Source organism: Thalassotalea ganghwensis (assembly GCF_053485795.1).
In genome coordinates this window covers 73834-92136 of the sequence record NZ_JBQRUM010000017.1, presented here as the reverse complement: position 1 = coordinate 92136, position 18303 = coordinate 73834, and the positions used below count along the sequence as shown (strand labels likewise).

Genomic DNA, 18303 nt, shown 5'->3' with positions numbered 1-18303 from the left:
ATAAATTTTCTAAAGTCAATGCCCACAAATTCAACCATTAACCCATAAAAAAATTATCAGCAACAATATCAATAACTTAGGGTTTAAATGTTAATTTTACTGTTATAATTCAAAAGTTAGCTTTGACATACTTCTGAAACATTAAAAACCAGAAAACAAATTAAAAAAACAAACACTTAAGATTTTCTATTATACCAACCTCCACAATCACACCGTATGTTACATTTGATACCAAAATGTAAATTAAGTATGTTTTAATATTTAAAACAGTAAGTTAAGTAGCTAAAATTGACACTTGTAAAGTATATTTAACAGCTACAACCTCGCTACGTGACATATCTTGAAAAGTATTGCTATTTTGATGGTTATTAAATTTATCCGAATAATTACCTTTGCTTATGGTAAACTCCCCGAAATGTTAAGAGAAAACAAATAAAATGGATTTAGAACTCTGGATAACGCTGTGCAGTGTTGGATTCGTCGCTGGATTAATTGATGCAATCGCTGGCGGTGGAGGTATGTTGACCGTGCCAACTTTACTTACCACAGGCCTTCCTCCTCACGTTGCTTTGGGAACCAATAAACTGGCCGCTTCTTTTGGCTCACTAACCTCTTCGATCACTTTTTATCGTAAGCAACTTTTCGATCCCCATTTTTGGCGGCTCTCTATTATTTTTACAGCCATTGGCGCAATTATAGGCACCTTAATAGTCAACCAGTTATCAACAGAGTTCCTGGAAAAATCGTTACCAGTACTCATTATTGTCACGGCGCTATACACTTTATTGGCCAAGTCAGTCGTTACTAATGAAGCAGGCCTACCAGAAATAAGAATATCCCTAAAAATCAAACAAATAGTTCAAGCACTAACGCTTGGTTTCTATGATGGCGTCGCTGGCCCAGGAACCGGTGCGTTTTGGACCGCTTCCTCGAGTGCATTATATAAGATTAATATCTTATTAAGTTGCGGCTTAGCCAAAGCCGGAAATTTTGTTAGTAACTTCTGTAGTCTGTTAACCTTTATTTACCTCGGTCACGTTGATGTTTTTATTGGTTTATCAATGGGGGTTTTCATCATGTTAGGCTCTTGGGTTGGAGCTCATAGCGCAATAAAATTTGGTCAAAAATTTATTCGTCCGGCATTTATCACTATCGTGATGATGATGGCTGGCAATCTAATGTATCAAGCGTGGTAGAGTGACTAGTCGATGATTACAAACACCGCTTTAACAAAGCTTAGTCAAATAACCCTTGCGCTTCACCAACAAGCCCAGCAACTAGATACTTACCTTGCTAAAGACAAGGCTTATCAGTGGAGAAAAGAGCATGACTTATTTGCTGAAGGATTATTTTCAACTCATAGTGAAAAACTTGTCGATTATGTCGAAGAAATCCAAGCAGGTATTATAAAGCTTACTCACCTACTGAAGTTAAATAAAAGTGATATAGCGCATCACCAGCTTACTCGTATCGAGCGACAAATAGCTGCCGTAATTAACACAGTCGAAGCCAAGAACAACTTAAATAAAACAGAAAGTATTAGAAGAAACACTGTCAATGCCAAAAAGTATCAACAAGCCGCTCGTCAATTGTTTCAGCCAATCCAAGATCTATACAAAAAATTATCGGAAATACTTGAATTTGAAAGACGCTTGATTGAAATGCTAAAAGAAAAGGAGAGCTTGTTAAATACGGCCCCACCAAGCCAAAAAGAGCAAGCCGCAAACGCTGTTTTAATCATGCATCAACGTTTAGGTCGATGTCGACAAGCAATATCAAAACTTGAACGCCAGATTGAACAACAAGAAAAACGTTAATAACGCCATTGTTATACTTGATAAAAAATTCGCTTTTTTTAGTGACTGGCATTAACCTTAAAAGAAATTGATAGGAGAGATGTTTTTATGAGGATATCTGACGATATACACAATTATTATGAAAAACTAGTTATGCAGCATTTTGCTACGCTAAAACTAGAAGAAACTTATGATAGCGACTTTATCGCGGATCTAACCTGTGTTGTCTTAAATCAATTACCAACAAGATATATCAGACATGAAGTCGATATGGCATTTTATTTACCGGCTTCTGAACGTTTTGAAATGGAAAACAATGTTAAAGTGTCGGTAAGCAAAGCACTTGAGTTTATGAAATCGCTGAACACTCAATGACGATCACAATAAACTCGTATCGATGAGCAGGTTCTCGAGCAGAAGCTGAACCTGTTTGTCTCCCTCTTGAAACTGAATACCTACATTAACCTTACCTCGGTCATTTCGGCTGTTACACACTTTGGCAGGGATCTTTAATTGTGCCTCATTAGCGTATTGGATATTAACGATAACTTCTCGTTTGTTGACTGAAACCGTATCGCTACCCGCACGAAATTTGAAACCACACCCCTTGGGGGAGATATCAACAATTAACCCTTGAATGCAACTTCCCCCTGATTCACTCGTATCTGTGACACTAATAGATGCGGGTAAATGTGTCATAATACGTTGATGCATTCGCAGTTGTCGATTTTCAATTCGCTCTGGGTAGTTAAGGATCAGAAACTTATCAGGATGTTTGGTTATAGACCTAATCGTCGATCGGAATGCAAAACAACGACCTTGGTCCCCTTCCAGCAAGTATCGAACGATAGCGACGTTGCCTTCTACCAACACGTCTTCATACTGCGTTGGTTTTACAACATTAGGGTATTTCAAAATAATATAGTTACCCATCACGTAACCGATCAGAGGAAGCTTTAACCTAACTTGAACAGGATGATTTAACTGCACATCAAGAATGGTTCCCGGCAACAATTCAAAAACGTCGGTAATTTCGATGGTTGGCTTCCTTAAGACAGTCATTCAATGTGTATTCCTTTAAAATTAATGTCGTCAATATAACCAAATATAAGGAGTTAAACAATGCGAAATAGACGTTACTTGTACAAAGACACAAAAAATAAGATGAATTAGGAGAAGTTGGGTGGCGACCCAATCAGCCACACTCCGGCACATGAGTCGTCTGCTGCGGTTGCTTCCTTCCGGACCTGGCCGAGTTCACAGAGTATCATTGCGGAGGGACCGAAAGGGTCACCATTGAAGACTAGATTAACTAGACGCGCGAATTATCCCCAATCATAGGCTGACTTGCAAGTAACAATAACGGCTTTTACGCTAAGTGGGGATTTTTTGCACAAACCTGAGTAAATAGTTGCTGAAACGCTACCCTTTCTTGTTCTATGTTGTTGCTAATTGATCTTGCAGGCATTATTTCTACCGTTTTTTTAGCAAAATCAAAGGCGATTGGTACCACAGGAATATTGGCTTGATGCGCAATATGCAAAAAGCCTGTTTTCCATTTATACACTTTGCTTCTAGTTCCTTCAGGTGCAAGTGCCAACACCAATGGTATTTTTTGATTAAATAGGTCGACCATTTGTCCAACAACACCATGGTGATGACTTCTTTCAACCGGAATACCACCAAAACGAACAAGTAATGACTTGATTGGCCAAATAAAAATACTATGCTTCCCCAAAAACTTTACATTGAGTTGTAATCTAAACATTACTGCTAAGCCAAGAAAAAAGTCCCAATTAGAGGTATGTGGTGCCACTGCGATGATGAATTGTTGTCGATTGGGAAGCGCACCTATCACCTGCCAACCGAACCATTTTAGTAACTTGCGAGAACAGAAAGCAAGAAGCCTAGTACGACGCCTCGGCACCAAATCGGGTACTGGCTCAGTCATTCATTCACTCTCGATTTTTAGCTAATTTCTCATTTATTTCGAGTAAAACTGACTTAATGACCAACAAGTTATCTCGCCCTATTCTCAATAACAACTTATCAGCATCAGGCAATCGTTCTAATGATGAGTCTTTAAACTTATACATAACACTCGGCCTAACTAATTCTATAGGCTCTTTAGGAATTTCCATATCTAATACTCGTGTAATAGCATCATGCAATACCAGCGTAAATTCTTCATCCGGATACCCTAACTCAGCATAGGCCTCGTCTAAGAGAGGTTTTAATTCAAAGTACCATTGGACAAGCAAGTCACTATCTAAGGTTCTAAGCAAATCAACATATAACGAGAACCGATTAGTAATATCGTCATCCCAAACTAACTGCGTTACATCATCACTGATGACTTCCTTGGCTGTAAACTTAACAGCAGGCGATACTAATAAACTATGTTCATAAACAACATTGCCGCGAGCAAAATTATCGGTAAAAACAACAAATCGTCTGATCATATCGTCATCAATAATAAGTTTTAGTAATTCTTTTCGCCACGTTACTTGCGGAAGCTTGTCTCGAATCCAATCATCACTTTCAGCCAAAGATGGCAACTGAATTGTTACAGGCTCTGGATCTTCAGGTTGAGTTTCAGCAGGTTGCAGCACAACCTCTTCGGGTAAGGGGATATTGTCTTGCTCGAGGCTTTCTGGCTCTACTTCAGGCTCTGCTATTATTTCGGGCTTGGGCGGCGGTTGGGTTACTTGCGTTTGGCTGCTATCATTATCGCCCATTAGGAAATAACCTAGGCCAACAAGAACCAATACGCAGATAATAGCGACAATGTACCACGATGATGAAGATTGCTGAGCGTGCTCTGATGAATTTTCCATACCTACCTATTTTTCACAGACGATGATGAATAATCAATTATAGAGTAACTATTGCAACGCTTTTTCAAAAGAGTTGCAATAGAAAATTCAAGTTTTGATACATTTTACCAATAATTCCACTCTTGGAATCGCTACAAAGCATCGCCTTGATTTTCAGGTAACGCTTTTATAAATGCAGGTAATTGGTTGCAGTTTTCAACAATCGCAGTGATCAAAGGGTAAGCTGACATGTCTAAATTAAAGCGTTTCGCATTATACACTTGAGGTATGAGGCAAATATCGGCAATTGTGACTTGATCGCCAAAACAATATTTACCCGCTGTATCCGATAGTTTTTGTTCTATCGCTGAGAAACCGAGCGCCATCCAATGATGAGTCCAAGCCAACTTTTGTTCATCACTGACTGAGAGCTCATTAGCTAAATATTGTTGAACTCTTAAATTATTTACTGGGTGAATTTCACAGGCAACATCATACGCGAGCGCTTTTGCCAAAAACTTTTGATTAGTTTCTGTTGGATAAATACTCTGTTCAGGATATTTATCCTCGATATAATCTAATATCGCCAAAGACTGATTTAAGGTGATGTCACCATCAACTAATGTCGGTACTAAGTGCGTTGGATTTAACGCCACATAGTCTGCTTGGTGTTGTTCACCGCCATCTTTAACTAAATGAACGGGAATAGATTCAAACTCTACACCTTTCATATGTAAAGCAATTCTTACTCGGTATGCTGCAGACGATCGCCAATAGCCATATAGTTTCATAGTATCCTCATCAATAAATTTTTATTCAATTCTAACGCCTTAACAAAGCCAAGCAATCAATGATACAAATTCTCAATAACACTCGTTGTTGTCGATTCTTTACAGAGCAAATAAAAACGACGATAGCAATATGCCTTGGCATCACTATCGTCGTTTTAGCAGCATCGATTCTGTATATCGGCTAAATTTTTACCGTTTTCTTATTAATATCGTATTCACGTAATTTATTGGCAATGGCGGTGTGACTTAAGCCTAACTTTTTAGCAAGTTGTCTGGTACTTGGGTAGGCAGGATAAAGCTTACGCAATAAATCCGCTTCGAAGTTTTTAACCGCTGCATCAAGTGTTCCCTCAAACTCTTGTTCTAAATAGCCATGCTCTCGTGTATAGGCTGGCAGTTGGAGATGGCTGGTCATAACGACATTACCTTCCATCAATGATACCGCCCTAATTAAGACATTTTCGAGCTGTCTAACATTGCCTGGCCATGGATAATGTTCGATAAAATCACGGCAATCATCCGATAAGCTAACCGCACACTTACCAATACGTTGTCCAAACTTAGCAATAAAGAACTCCGCAAGTGGAATAATATCTGAGCGCCTTTCTCTCAACGAGGGAATATTCAAACCCAGTACATTAAGTCGATAGTAGAGATCTTCTCTAAATTCGCCTTGAGAAACCATGCTCAACAAATCGCGATTAGTTGAGCCAATAATACGAACATTAACATTAATTTCGCTCTCATCATCAACTCGTCTAAAAATACCGTCTTGAATCACACGAAGTAACTTAGTTTGTAATTTAGGTGACATCTCGCCAACTTCGTCCAAGAATATCGTTCCACCGTCCGCTAACTCAAACAGGCCACGTTTACTTTTTTCTCCGCCTGGAACACCAACACCGAATAATTCGGTTTCCGCCGCTTCATCAGGCAAAGAAGCACAGTTAAGTGTCATAAATGGGTGCTCTGCTCTATCACTGGCAGCATGACATGCTCGAGCAATGAGTTCTTTGCCGGTTCCTGTTTCGCCAACAATGAGCATAGAAGAGTCTAATTGAGCCATACGTTTGGCTTCTCGAACCACTTTACGCATTGCGCCACTGCTTGCTTGAATGCCAGCAAAGTTATTTTCATTAGCTTGTTTAAATGCACTAATCTGTTGGCCTAAACGTGCCTCAGACTTTAAGATCAATACGGCACCTGCCAAGACGTGCTCTTCGTCAGTTTCTGAGACAAAGATTGGCATAATATCAGCAACAAAGTCATCATCTTGAAATTTAACACGGCGTGTCTGCGCTAAGACCTCTTCAGAATCGAGCCAACGATTAAAGTTAAACCCTTTCAGCCAATTGCTGATGTTATCACCGACAAGCTCTTTTTCTGTGCTCGACATCATTGATGCTGCCACGGAATTGACTAGTCGAATGTTACACTTGGTATCAATTGAAATAAATGGATCGGGAAATGTCTTAATTAACGTTTCTAGTTCATGACGTTCACGTTCAAATGGCATATAAGGCGTTGTTTTTACATCGATAACACCCTCAATGAGTCGTAATTGCGGCATAAATGTTTGCAGCTCTGAGAACTCCAAATCAGGAATATGAATATAAATTTTTCCTGGACGCTTTAATTCAATCCCTCGTAAATCGATTTCTCGTTCAACAAAAATCCTTAAAACATCTTGGGCAATACCAACACGATCTTGACAACCAATTTCCAAACGCATGGAGATTCCTCAACCTTAACAGTATGTCACAATACATCACCCACACATTGTAAACTAAATGTTACATACAAAAAAGCCCCCTATTGCAGGAGGCTTAAAAAATCTCTGTAAGCAAATATTACAGAAGTTGATCGGTTTTGGCAGCGCAGATAAAATCGTTTTTATGTAACCCTTTAATAGCATGGGTCCACCATGTTACCGTTACTTTACCCCACTCGAGCAAAATAGCAGGGTGATGAAACTCTTCTTCTGCAAGCTCAGAAACTTTATTAGCAAATGCCCACGCGTGTTTATAATTTTTAAACTTATAAACACGTTCTAACATCATTACACCATCTCTTACTTCAGGAACCCAATCGGGTAACTGAGACATCAACTGATGCAACTCCTCTTCACTTACTTTGGGTGCATCAACGTGACAAGCTTCACACTTTTGTCCGGCTAACTCTGACATATTTTATTCCTTAACTTGCTATTTTTTCTTCTTTAGGTGGAAATTTTGCTGGATGCAATCCCAGCGCTTGTGCTTTTTCTATCATCGCCATGATATCTTCAACTTCATACTTTCTTATATCGTCTAAATCACTCACCTTGGTTAGCAAGTAATAAATAGGCTGCATAATATCAATACGATAAGGTGTACGAAGCACATCCATAATGTCAAATGCTTCACGTTCAGGCTTATCACTGTGCAAGGCATATTCGGTTTCGCTTGGTGATGATATAATACCGCCACCATAGACTTTCAAGCCTTTAGGGGTATCAAGTAATCCAAACTCAACAGTAAACCAATAAAGTCTCGCTAAAAAAACACGCTGCTCTTTTGTCGCTGTTAGCCCCATCTTACCATATGCTTCAGTATAGTCAGCAAATGATGGATTGGTTAACAATGGGCAATGTCCAAAGATTTCGTGAAAAATATCAGGCTCTTGAAGGTAATCAAACTCTTCTCTGGTACGAATAAAAGTTGCCACTGGAAACTTCTTCTCAGATAACAAGCGAAAAAACTCCCCAAATCCAATCAATGCCGGTACTGGCGCACATTCCCAGCCAGTGGTTTCTCTTAATACCTTACTGACTTCTTCAAGCTGTGGAATACGGTCAGTTGGCAGCTGAAGTTTTTCAAGACCGGCAATATACTCATCACAGGCGGTTTCTTTAATATTCTTTAACTGACGCGTGATTAACTCATGCCAAATTTGATTTTCTTCTTCACTCCATTGAATGACACCATTTTCGTCAGCAACCTTAGATACATAGTTTGTCGCTTTACCCATAATTTATTCCTTCTTTTACCACATAACGCTTTTGCAATAATTTATTCTTAATTTTATTGGGTTACAGAGCGCTTTGTCACATTAGTTACTATTATAATAGACCAAACTCGTAGCAAAAAGCACCCATTATTTTTTGAATAAAAAACATCCAATACGAATATTTGTATTGTTTAAATTACACTAGCCTCATGTAGCTAAAATTAAGTGCTGAAGATCAAGTAGTTAATACTGGAAGTGAAGCGTATTAACGACTTTGTTTAAAAAAATAACGACTAGGCGAGTATTAGCGATTGAACGTTATCTAATGAAAAGTGAAATCGTCAAAAATTAAAAACTCAGGTGAAATTAGTACCTAACATAGCGGTTACGTAGACAAAATTTGCGAATTAAACCTCACGTTTAAGCGTAAGATAGTTCAGCTTCTAAAACGAAGGGGATTAAAAAAACGTCATATTTTTTAGTCGAAGGGTTATTTAGCATTAACCGTATTGTTAAACATTTCAAGAGCGCTTATACGAGTATATTGCTCGCACAAACTGCACGATAAAACGGCTGAAATCTATTTTGAACCCTATCTTAGGTTACTTCGCTTTGTCACCACGTTTTAATACAATTTGCTTTATCTTGGTTATCACCCGCTGACGAACTTGTTTTAAACGTGGTTTGTCATCATGAAAGGGTAACGGGCGTGCTGTTTGAATGGCTAATAAACCAAGACGCGCAGTTAACATACCTGCAGTAACACCTTGTGCAAGGCGCCCGGACAGTTTACCTAACATGTCAGCACCCACTAAATCAGTGCTAACATCAGTGATAAGTTCTGATGCTCCGGCAAACAGCATATTTTTTACGGTTTGTTTAATAAGCTTTATCCGGCTCCAATAGCTGATCTTTATCCCGTAAAGCACCGCTATATCATTAATTAACTTAATGTTTCGCCATAAAACGATCAACATATCAATTACCGCAACAGGACTTAAAGCAACAAGAAGTGCCGTTTCAGACGCATGCTTGCTGACTTTATCTAAGGCTTTTTGATCGACCACATCTAATACATTTTTAGAAAATAATGTTAGCACCTCTTTATCGCTAAGATCATTGTAACTTTCATCTTGCCAACGATAAGATTCTCCCGATTCATGATCACAAGGCAGTTGAGCAACGATTTCACGACACATTGCACGAGCATCAAGTGACTTTTCTTCCATGAACACAAGCTCAGCTTGCTGCTTTAACTTATTTCTTTTTTTAAGTAGCCGTAAAGCACGATATTCTTTTAATGTGTAGCCTGAGGCCGCTACAGCGATAAAGGCAAAAAACATCGCGTATATGCCAGTGATTATCGGACTGTCGCTAAAACCCTCTACTAGAAAATCAATAAGCTCATACCCCAAAATAACGGTAAATAGCGCGGCAGTAATGCGCCAAAACCATGAAGGTTTTGATGCTAACGCATCAAGCTCAGAGTGTTCTATTGCCTCGTCTTCTAGCGCTTCATCCCACGCTTCATTGTCTACAAATACCTGTTCTGTGGTAATTGGCAGGTCCTTTTCGTTTGATTCAAGTTCTTCAAACAATATTTGTTGTTGCCCCTGCTCTTTTTCATCTATCACTTAATTTTATCTCCCAATAAGAACTGTAATACTTGATCCATTCTAATATGAGGCAAGCTTTCTCGACTATCGAGCCCCGATAAAGGAGCAAAGTTGATAAATTTAAAGGTATTGTTCTGCCAAAATTTCTGATCCGGCAACTTAGCTGGAACGACACCAGGGAATACCGTAATTAATTCATTATTCTCGACCCGTTTTCCCCGCAAAACAGGAATATCTTTACCTTGGTGCTGTGCTTTCCCAACTTGCGTAGCTTTTACCGAAGCAATGGCAACGGTTTTCATTTCTATATCTTCAAACGATAGTTGTTTTTTAGCATCATAAACCAATTGATTAAGTAAAGATGTTAGATGTGAATGCTGCTCAGGGGTCACGTGATCAGACTTAGTAGCGGCAAACATCAGTTTATCTATTCTAGGAGAGAACAACCGTCTAAATAAACTCGACTGCCCATAATTAAAGCTTTCCATGATCAAGTTAATCGCTTGTGCCAAGTCCTCAAAACTTTCTGCGCCATTATTCAATGGTGTTAAACAATCGGCGAGAATGATTTGCCGATCAAAACGTACAAAATGTTGCTGATAGAACTTTTTAACAACTCGCTCTTTATATTCAAGAAATCGTGCTCGCAACATACCTATTAGGCTACTATCGGTTGCGTTTTGATATTCATTGATATCGATAGTGCTAAAACCTGCATACGGAAAAAACTGTAAAATGGGCGCATCAGCAAGGTCTCCTGGTAAAATAAACCTTCCTGGTTGGATCACTGACAACCCTTTTTTATAACGATATATTTTAAGCAAGTTAGTGTATTCGTGCGCTAAGTCAGCAAGTTGTTGCTCATTAACTTCAGCGAAAGGATCAAGTTCGCGTACCTTATTTAAAAAAGACGAGGAATATTCTGCTCTGGGCGCTTGCTCCATTAACGCTACTGTAAACTCAGACCATTGTTCATAGGTCATATTAAGTAGTGGCAAATCAAGCAGCCATTCACCAGGATAATCTGTAATATCAATGGTTAAGGTTACCGCATCTGTCGCATATTTTATTAAGCTGTCACGTGGTTGATAACGCACCGCTAATCGAAGCTCGCTAATACCACTGGTTGGCTCAGGCCATTCTGGCGGCTGGGCTGTTAATGCTTGCATCGCTTTATCGTACTCAAAGCGACCAATGTGAAGATTTTTCTGCGCAATACGTTTGGCGGCAATATAGTCACCACGGTGAACGACATTAAAAAAATCTAATTGTGAGTGACTGCCTTCATTGATAAGTTGATTGACTAAACTGGTGATAAACGCTGTTTTACCACTGCGACTTAAGCCTGTCACCGCCAAATTAATATGATGATCAAAACTTCGGTTAAGCAAATCACTGGCTTTTCGTTTGAACTGTTTAAGATGTTGCTGAGAGACAAGCGCCAATTTTTAGATCCCTGATTAAAATCATTAAATTACTTTAAACTAGGATATAGTAGCGATTTTTATTGAAAGATAACAGTCTGAGTGATTTAAATAAAAACTCAATCTGTTATTTTTCCAATCGCGTTAGAGCTAATCATTATAAAAAAACTATTCCAAAACCTAAGTCGACAAATTTAAATTATCGCGGTGTAGTTTTTTCTATCCTATTAGCTATTTTACTTGAAAATTTGGCGAATTTAGATACGCATTCATTAACGCGATAGATCTGCCTTTTTTTACCCGCGTAAAAAACACTATTTTGATTTTTTTCAAGCATGTAAGGCAGTCTACTGACTTTTTTTGCCGCTAATTTGCTGTAGTAAATAGCCTGCCCTCCTCCGATTAGGTCGACAAAGCATTTAACTTCAACTTTTTTATTGGAAATAGAAGTGGCATCCACTTTCGGTACCATCGTAAAAAATAATAAAAATACTATGATAAAACTTTTCATATTAATGCGCCCAACATGCTGCCCCAGCAATTCTTGTCCCAGACTGATTTACCGATAACGTTGTACACCCTGTATCAGCAGTTTGCGCCCCCCGAGCTGTAGCGGTTAGGGTGTACCCAGCTCCATTATTATTAACATTGACCGATATACTGTAGTAACCACCTTCGGTTATAAACGGATTAGCATTCAAGCCTAATTGAGTTAAATTATTGGCATAAACTCGGTTGTCAACAAAAAACTGCTCCTGCAAATTATTAATACGCGCCAACTCTCTTTGAGCTTCGGTGCGCTTAGAGACCATAACAAAATTCTGATAAGACGGATAAACTATCGCACTAAGAATACCAATAATAGCTACAGTTATAAGAACTTCAATCAAGGTAAAGCCAACTGTTTTATTCATTATTGCTGCTCCTGTATATAGCGATGTGTTCGTTTAGTTTCTAAATTAAATTTTTCCGGACGAACAAATTTGTCAACAATGATACTCCCTTCATCTGCTGATTGGTTTGGCAAAATCACGAGAGTAGGTGTATCTGCAAATGGGTCTCCAAGCTCTATTGAACGATCCTCTGTCCCCGTATCACTGTCACTGACCTCTCCATCATCATTCAAATCATAAATATTACGAGCTTGCGCTAAGTCAACGACATAAAGCTTTCCTAAGCCCGCAGGTACACCGCATACTAAAGCTACATTATTTGGTGGAGTATACGACGTGAACAAGACAGCACCTTTAACAGTTAGAGAAGAAGCTGTACCTTTCTCTCCCAGTGCTTGGTTAAAATTAATAAACCAACCTTTTTTACTACTTAATTCTACTTCTTTTGCTGTACGTTGTTGGTCCGTTAAACTTGCATCATCAAATACACTCGTTGTTAAATCAAACAGGTCGCTGCTAGAGTTACTATGCATAATTGTATCTGGGGTTGGTGGAGTAGATGAATCGCTAAAAGATTGCGAAACTATGTAAGGATCTTTAAACATAAATAACGCATCTTGAGTATCATTTCCCAAAGGATTAGACCTGTCACCACTAGCTAAAATCAAGGCATCATAAGGGACTTGCGCAGTATGCACAACTTGAGACGTTCCTTGGGCATCTGTGACTTCAGTACGATAAGTTTCACTGATATATGCTCTAACAATATCTGGTTCGTAAAAGAAACGCCTATCATTTAAATTGTCGTTCTCACTGCCAACCGAAGCAAATTTAAAGATAGTCCAAGGGTTCGTGCCATTATAGCTATCTCCTGGCATATCAACGCGCCAAACATTACCGCCAGTATCTCCAAAGTAAAGTCGATTCGCTAAGCCATCTCCTGTACTATCTAACGCCGCAATACTTGATGGAATACTATCTTTCATCTCGGTGTTTTGCGTATGCTCGTTTTCTGGCCCTGCACTCCAAAGCAATCCCCCCGTTTTCGCGTCTACCATATAAATAGCGTTGCCAACACTGTCATCAGTACCAACACCCGAACTATCTTTGTTAATATCATAGCCTCCGCCAAAAACTAATACCGGATTAGCTGTACCCTGTGAAACATTGAGCTTAGAATATATTACATTTGGTTGAGACCAAGATTGCCCTAAGTTTTCAAACCCTGGCGTATTAGCATCAATTTTCCACATTAACGTAGGTATGGTACTGCTAATATCTAGCGCATAGTAAGATGTTCCGCCACGGCGCAATCCAAAAAATATCCAAGCCTTGTCGCCACTTTCAACAATACCATTACCATTTTGATCTTCAATATAAGAAGTTATTCGACCATCAATACCATATACTTTAGAGTGACCGGCTATATTAGTCCTAAGCGCATTATAGTTTCCAAAAAACTCTTTGGGCATAAATGCCCACAACTCATCCAGCACGCCTCCTGTTGTCTCCTCATTACTCACATCATCCCTAAACATGTGTAATGCGCCAGCATTAGTGCCAACAATAATACGTATATCGCCATTACCAAAATTAATTACTTTGGGTTTTGAGTGCAATGGATCGCCAAAAATACTATATCGATTTTCAGTAATATTGTCGTCATCGTCTTCATCATCAACATCCTTGCCAATCGCCCATTTTAATAGGTCAGTAACCTCTTGCGCATCATCATTGGTGCCTAATGCATTGGCCAAGTCTGTCTGTGTGCTAAAAGAAGTGCTCGATAAATCAGTTAATAACGTCGTCATATCCACTAACGCTCCTGAGCTTGAGACATCACTGTAGATAGTACGATTAGTTTTATTTCGAAGCATTTCGGCAACACCGCCTTCACTGACCTGATCGCCGTCATTACCCACGCTTTCTGGTGTCCAATAGCTCCTTACCGTTGTGGAAAAGTTCCCGGTGCTAGTATCTACCGCAGGTTCGCCATTAATCCCTTTTTGAACGCCACCGATAATTTTATATTTTTTTAAATTACCACTCCAACGAGGCGAGTTTCTCGGTTCAAACATCGCATAATAAAGTGAATTTAAAGTTTGCGTTCTATCAAAGTTATTTGCTGCTACAGAGGCAGATGTTAAACTTGAGTTACGACCAGTTATTTTTGCTAATATTCCAACTAGCGCCTTTGAAAGCTCGCCAGCATCATTTGCACGATAATAAACCCCATCCGTGTTACCAATGCGCCCTGTTTCCTTAAGTAGAGGCTCTGCATCATCAGCTCCCTCACTAAAACCCACCGGAAATATTTCTACTGATTGCTTCCCTTCCAATCCTGGATGAATATCATACTTATGCATAAATTCAGCAAGTGCAGGTAAATAACTTTCTTTGGTTTCTGTTGTTTCATACTGTGTTTCACCTATGGTAGTAACCGTAGTTACATCATATTGAAACGGCGTATGATTAAACGTAACGGCTTGTGTAGAGCCATCGTCATTATATTGAGTTGCGGTCAGTCCTGATAGCAAAGAATCTGCAGCTTTATCGTAAGAAGGCTCACCATCAGTAATGTAAATGACGTAGATTTTATCTTCACAGATTCTAAAAGGCGACTTATAAACTTTCCCTGCATTATCGGTAATTGACGGATCAGCCTCTGGTTGATTATCTGAGTAGCTCCCCCCTGGCGGGTTTTTATCATCATCACCAAACACCACATCTCGTCCAGTAAAGTAATTATAGGTCTCATATAAAGATTCACATAAAGGAGTGCCTGTACTGGGGGTCAGGCTATTAATTAGAGTAATTAAATCAGTTCTATTTCCATCATTCATCTCCTTGATTCCAAATACAATGCGGCCGCCATCCGCATAATTTTCATTCTCACTAGCCACATTTGAATTTTTAAAATTGTAATTAAATATTTGGAGGCCAAAGTCCACCAAGGGTGTTGAGTTTATAACGCTTTTAATTGTCGCTTTTGCTACTTTCATCCGAGATGGCGCTTGGGGATCATTGATATCAACGTTAATCGTCCCATTTTTTACACCATGGTGCCAACGAAGATAATTTGCCGTATACAATGTTACTTTTGTGCCTCGCCAATCGTCTTGTTGAGCTTGGCTTAAATCACCATAATATATCGGATTTTGTTGAGTACCTTTACCGCTTACAGGGTAACCGTCTGGCATTTGTTGTTGAGTACTCGGATCAAGCCCCCTATTGAGCGGGTTTTCATTTACAATATCAGAGTAGCAATCAAGAACCACTAAGTTGGCACCATTATTATTCGGTATTTCGCGCCAGCTACGGCTTTGTTTATGATATTCACGAATATAACCGGTAAAATAGCCTTCCTGTGCCAGAATATTACGAGCAGTTTCACAATTGTTAGCCGCGGTTATGAATCGATTTTGCTCATTATTACCATCTGGTACTGGCAGTTGGGTATCATCTACTCCAGTCCCCTTTACAAAGTAAGTAAAATCTTCTTGTAGCGCATTATCACCACCCACCGCAGGATAATCAATGCCAGGAGTATAAATAGGTACACTAGTTGGCCTACCCATACTTCCGGAATTATCAAATATGATTAAAACTTTTGGTTTGGGCCCAATTTGGGTAACGGCATCACTAATATAAAGCTCGATATCTTCACTGCTCGTAATAGTCGATACTATGGCAAGTAAACCACCATAAAGATATTTTTTCATATCCAATTCCTCATCCAAACACTTCCTTGAAAATCAATTATTATTGCCACGTACCTCTTGTACGATACCTGTCACGACAACAACGTTACTCGTTCGATTGCCTTGTGCATTCACTCGCCCATAATTTCTTCGGACATTAATAGTCAACATATTACAACTTATAGCACCAATCGAGGAAGGAACCGGTGAGTGCGGGCAAGTTGCACCGATGCTTGCTCCTTGATTTGCGACAGTGATTTGTGCTGTGGTATTGGCTGCCAATGCTGGAGTTAAATCCCCTTCCACCCCATTAACCGGGTAAACATTAATATTACCAGCAAAAGAATTTTGCCCGGTTGGCGCTCTTACTTGAGTTGCTATAATTTGGTCTACAGCACTGATGGCTTGTTGACTCGCGATGAATCTATCCTCATGCGCTCCAGCCATGCGGTTTTCACTCGTCGTATTGTTCATTATAGCTACAGCTGTAATAGTTAAAGCCACTAAAAAAATTAAGGAGACTATTAGCACGACGCCTCGTTGTTTTTTCATCTATAACTCTCCCGATGAATCATCTTATCTACGTAAACAAGTTCCATTTGTACTTACCAAAATTACTGCGCCCAAACACGCTCTGAAGCATTTGCCAATTGTACTGTTGTCGTAAAGAGCATTCGCCGAAAATTGTCATTAAATTGCATCGCCATATCGCCTACTAAATAAGTGTTGGTATTTTCATAGTTATTGCTTGGCAAGAGATTTCTGGCAAGTACAAATATTTTTACAGAAATCACTCGAGCATTATTACGCAAATCCCAAAGATCTTCTGTCATATTATTTGCTGATAAGTATTGGTTAACGATACCATCTTCATTTAAATCCACACCATACATAAAACGAATAACTTCTATGCCGTCAACAACGGGCGCAATAGTCATTTGGTTCGTTAGTCTAGCTTGCATCAATACTGGGATGTTATTAACCCCTTGCAATGATACATAATATATCCGATGTTGATATTCCCACACTTGGCTATTATCTATTACAGGTATATTGCCACCTGTAAAGAAGCGGCCACTACTGGGGTTACTTACAAAGTAATAGTTATCAATACCTGTTGCAAGCAGCGGGTTACCAATCACGCGCTTAATTTGGATGAGATCAGTTGCAATTTGATTACCATAAACAGCGGCATTAAGAATACAACTCATCGGCGATGCTGTTGTTACAGTAGTCCCCCATAACGTCCTAAAGTGCCCCACTTGTTGGGGGAAAGTACCATTATTAAAGCCCTCTCCTGAACATTCTGCATTCGGATCATTTGGAACAGGATTGACATTGGACCAAGTTAAGGTACCGACAAAGTCACCAAAAAAATTTTGCTTTCGTAAATCGTCAGCAATTAACGCAAGTGCAAAACGACCATTTTCTTGAAGCTCACCACTATCAGTAGTTTGTTCAGAGGTAGTTTTTAAATCGACAAAAATAGTCAACACTCCAATGAGTAAAAAAATACCAACCGCTAGAGCTACAAAAACTTCAATAACGGTATAACCACATTGCTTTTTCATACTAAAACACATATGCCTGTAAAATTACTGTTCTTCGTTGGCCGCCGGCAATTCCGCAATTTCCGCCACCATCAGCTATTACTTCTCTTCCCTGCCAACTCACTGTTACGTTAACTTGATTCACATTGGTTACCACAATACATGCTCTGCCGCCAACCAAACCTCCGACATTATTAACACCGTTCAAAACGTCAGCCCCCATTAAAGCAAGTTCCCACTCATAAAGGTCATTAGTTGCGATTTGTGCTGCGCTGCAATCATCTAGCACATCATTACAACGATCAGGTAATGGGTTAAGGCTTTCGCCAAAGTCATTTCCTGCATAATTTGCGAGCGCTCTAGCATCATTACTTCGCATCTTCTCAATAATATCTTGAGCTAAAGCAGATGCAAGAGAACGCTGCATTGCATCAAAACTACTCTTTTTGGCGGTTGCTTGCATAGCAACAGCGCCTAAAATACCTGTAACAATAAGAAATAATGCAACTAGCACTTCAATAAACGTCATACCTTTTTGACGTGATATCGTATTCTTAACCATAGTAATCCTCGATTTTCAGCGAAAAAGTATGATGTTTTACATTCTGAGAGTTGTTTGCCATTAAATTTATATCAAAAAATTCAATGGTGTTTTCGACAAAGAAACACCGAGGCACTTGACGAAAGACAAATGTCTGAAAGAGGTGAATATATGTGTTAAAAATCAC

General features: G+C 39.2%; 18 protein-coding genes and 1 other RNA gene. 3 read left to right on the top strand and 16 right to left on the bottom strand.

What is annotated here, in order from left to right; genetic code table 11:
• The first annotated feature begins 437 nt into the window (after nt 1-437).
• The 3 genes from ACSLUH_RS15815 (at nt 438) to ACSLUH_RS15805 (ending at nt 2171) form a co-directional block, all read left to right on the top strand.
• Complete coding sequence (locus tag ACSLUH_RS15815; protein ID WP_448568740.1) at nt 438-1196, top strand: TSUP family transporter; 759 nt, start codon at nt 438-440, stop codon at nt 1194-1196.
• 12 nt (nt 1197-1208) lie between these two features.
• Entirely contained in the window at nt 1209-1817 is a 609-nt protein-coding gene (gene priC, locus ACSLUH_RS15810) for a primosomal replication protein PriC (protein WP_448568738.1), read from the top strand.
• 87 nt (nt 1818-1904) lie between these two features.
• Complete coding sequence (locus ACSLUH_RS15805; protein ID WP_448568736.1) at nt 1905-2171, top strand: late competence development ComFB family protein; 267 nt, start codon at nt 1905-1907, stop codon at nt 2169-2171.
• A 3-nt stretch (nt 2172-2174) separates the two neighbouring features.
• Here ACSLUH_RS15805 and ACSLUH_RS15800 read toward each other — a convergent pair whose 3' ends face one another.
• From ACSLUH_RS15800 to pilV, 16 genes are all read right to left on the bottom strand, one after another.
• Entirely contained in the window at nt 2175-2858 is a 684-nt protein-coding gene (locus tag ACSLUH_RS15800) for a PilZ domain-containing protein (RefSeq protein WP_448568734.1), read from the bottom strand.
• A gap of 128 nt (nt 2859-2986) precedes the next feature.
• Nucleotides 2987-3083: signal recognition particle sRNA small type (gene ffs / locus ACSLUH_RS15795), an RNA gene on the bottom strand.
• 82 nt (nt 3084-3165) lie between these two features.
• Entirely contained in the window at nt 3166-3747 is a 582-nt protein-coding gene (locus tag ACSLUH_RS15790) for a 1-acyl-sn-glycerol-3-phosphate acyltransferase (protein WP_448568732.1), read from the bottom strand.
• Nucleotides 3748-3751: 4 nt separating this feature from the next.
• Nucleotides 3752-4633, bottom strand: a complete 882-nt coding sequence (locus ACSLUH_RS15785; protein ID WP_448568730.1) for a DUF3014 domain-containing protein — start codon at nt 4631-4633, stop codon at nt 3752-3754.
• A gap of 131 nt (nt 4634-4764) precedes the next feature.
• Nucleotides 4765-5403 carry a maleylacetoacetate isomerase gene (gene maiA, locus ACSLUH_RS15780; RefSeq protein WP_448568728.1) on the bottom strand — a complete coding sequence of 213 codons (639 nt, stop codon included), beginning with the start codon at nt 5401-5403 and terminating at the stop codon, nt 4765-4767.
• Between the two features lie 181 nt (nt 5404-5584).
• Nucleotides 5585-7135, bottom strand: coding sequence for a transcriptional regulator TyrR (tyrR, locus tag ACSLUH_RS15775; RefSeq protein WP_448568726.1), 1551 nt, complete (start codon nt 7133-7135; stop codon nt 5585-5587).
• A 118-nt stretch (nt 7136-7253) separates the two neighbouring features.
• Complete coding sequence (locus ACSLUH_RS15770; RefSeq protein ID WP_448568724.1) at nt 7254-7589, bottom strand: 4a-hydroxytetrahydrobiopterin dehydratase; 336 nt, start codon at nt 7587-7589, stop codon at nt 7254-7256.
• Between the two features lie 10 nt (nt 7590-7599).
• Entirely contained in the window at nt 7600-8412 is an 813-nt protein-coding gene (gene phhA / locus ACSLUH_RS15765; protein WP_448568722.1) for a phenylalanine 4-monooxygenase, read from the bottom strand.
• 581 nt (nt 8413-8993) lie between these two features.
• Nucleotides 8994-10025, bottom strand: a complete 1032-nt coding sequence (locus ACSLUH_RS15760; protein ID WP_448568720.1) for a YcjF family protein — start codon at nt 10023-10025, stop codon at nt 8994-8996.
• On the bottom strand, nt 10022-11452 hold the full coding sequence (locus ACSLUH_RS15755; RefSeq protein ID WP_448568718.1) for a YcjX family GTP-binding protein: 1431 nt from the start codon (nt 11450-11452) through the stop codon (nt 10022-10024). The genes ACSLUH_RS15760 and ACSLUH_RS15755 overlap by 4 nt, the downstream gene beginning before the upstream one ends.
• Before the next feature lie 178 nt (nt 11453-11630).
• Nucleotides 11631-11942 carry a TapY2 family type IVa secretion system protein gene (locus tag ACSLUH_RS15750; protein WP_448568716.1) on the bottom strand — a complete coding sequence of 104 codons (312 nt, stop codon included), beginning with the start codon at nt 11940-11942 and terminating at the stop codon, nt 11631-11633.
• A gap of 1 nt (nt 11943) precedes the next feature.
• Nucleotides 11944-12345 carry a type IV pilin protein gene (locus ACSLUH_RS15745; protein WP_448568714.1) on the bottom strand — a complete coding sequence of 134 codons (402 nt, stop codon included), beginning with the start codon at nt 12343-12345 and terminating at the stop codon, nt 11944-11946.
• Complete coding sequence (locus ACSLUH_RS15740; protein ID WP_448568712.1) at nt 12345-16046, bottom strand: pilus assembly protein; 3702 nt, start codon at nt 16044-16046, stop codon at nt 12345-12347. Before ACSLUH_RS15740 ends, ACSLUH_RS15745 begins: the two co-directional genes overlap by 1 nt.
• Nucleotides 16047-16079: 33 nt before the next feature.
• Nucleotides 16080-16577 (bottom strand): pilus assembly PilX family protein, encoded by a 498-nt coding sequence (locus ACSLUH_RS15735; protein ID WP_448568710.1) that lies wholly within the window; start codon nt 16575-16577, stop codon nt 16080-16082.
• A 62-nt stretch (nt 16578-16639) separates the two neighbouring features.
• Nucleotides 16640-17596: a PilW family protein gene (locus tag ACSLUH_RS15730; protein ID WP_448568708.1), complete on the bottom strand. Its 957-nt coding sequence runs from the start codon at nt 17594-17596 to the stop codon at nt 16640-16642.
• 1 nt (nt 17597) lies between these two features.
• The gene (pilV, locus tag ACSLUH_RS15725; protein WP_448568706.1) at nt 17598-18137 is read right to left on the bottom strand and encodes a type IV pilus modification protein PilV; all 540 of its coding nucleotides are present in this window, start codon (nt 18135-18137) and stop codon (nt 17598-17600) included.
• Nucleotides 18138-18303: the final 166 nt, after the last annotated feature.

Coding starts and splice junctions, on each gene's coding strand:
- ACSLUH_RS15815 (WP_448568740.1), top strand. CDS start 438: ATGGATTTAGAACTCTGGATAACGCTGTGCAGTGTTGGATTCGTCGCT.
- priC (WP_448568738.1), top strand. CDS start 1,209: ATGATTACAAACACCGCTTTAACAAAGCTTAGTCAAATAACCCTTGCG.
- ACSLUH_RS15805 (WP_448568736.1), top strand. CDS start 1,905: ATGAGGATATCTGACGATATACACAATTATTATGAAAAACTAGTTATG.
- ACSLUH_RS15800 (WP_448568734.1), bottom strand. CDS start 2,858: ATGACTGTCTTAAGGAAGCCAACCATCGAAATTACCGACGTTTTTGAA.
- ACSLUH_RS15790 (WP_448568732.1), bottom strand. CDS start 3,747: ATGACTGAGCCAGTACCCGATTTGGTGCCGAGGCGTCGTACTAGGCTT.
- ACSLUH_RS15785 (WP_448568730.1), bottom strand. CDS start 4,633: ATGGAAAATTCATCAGAGCACGCTCAGCAATCTTCATCATCGTGGTAC.
- maiA (WP_448568728.1), bottom strand. CDS start 5,403: ATGAAACTATATGGCTATTGGCGATCGTCTGCAGCATACCGAGTAAGA.
- tyrR (WP_448568726.1), bottom strand. CDS start 7,135: ATGCGTTTGGAAATTGGTTGTCAAGATCGTGTTGGTATTGCCCAAGAT.
- ACSLUH_RS15770 (WP_448568724.1), bottom strand. CDS start 7,589: ATGTCAGAGTTAGCCGGACAAAAGTGTGAAGCTTGTCACGTTGATGCA.
- phhA (WP_448568722.1), bottom strand. CDS start 8,412: ATGGGTAAAGCGACAAACTATGTATCTAAGGTTGCTGACGAAAATGGT.
- ACSLUH_RS15750 (WP_448568716.1), bottom strand. CDS start 11,942: ATGAAAAGTTTTATCATAGTATTTTTATTATTTTTTACGATGGTACCG.
- ACSLUH_RS15745 (WP_448568714.1), bottom strand. CDS start 12,345: ATGAATAAAACAGTTGGCTTTACCTTGATTGAAGTTCTTATAACTGTA.
- ACSLUH_RS15740 (WP_448568712.1), bottom strand. CDS start 16,046: ATGAAAAAATATCTTTATGGTGGTTTACTTGCCATAGTATCGACTATT.
- ACSLUH_RS15735 (WP_448568710.1), bottom strand. CDS start 16,577: ATGAAAAAACAACGAGGCGTCGTGCTAATAGTCTCCTTAATTTTTTTA.
- ACSLUH_RS15730 (WP_448568708.1), bottom strand. CDS start 17,596: ATGAAAAAGCAATGTGGTTATACCGTTATTGAAGTTTTTGTAGCTCTA.
- pilV (WP_448568706.1), bottom strand. CDS start 18,137: ATGGTTAAGAATACGATATCACGTCAAAAAGGTATGACGTTTATTGAA.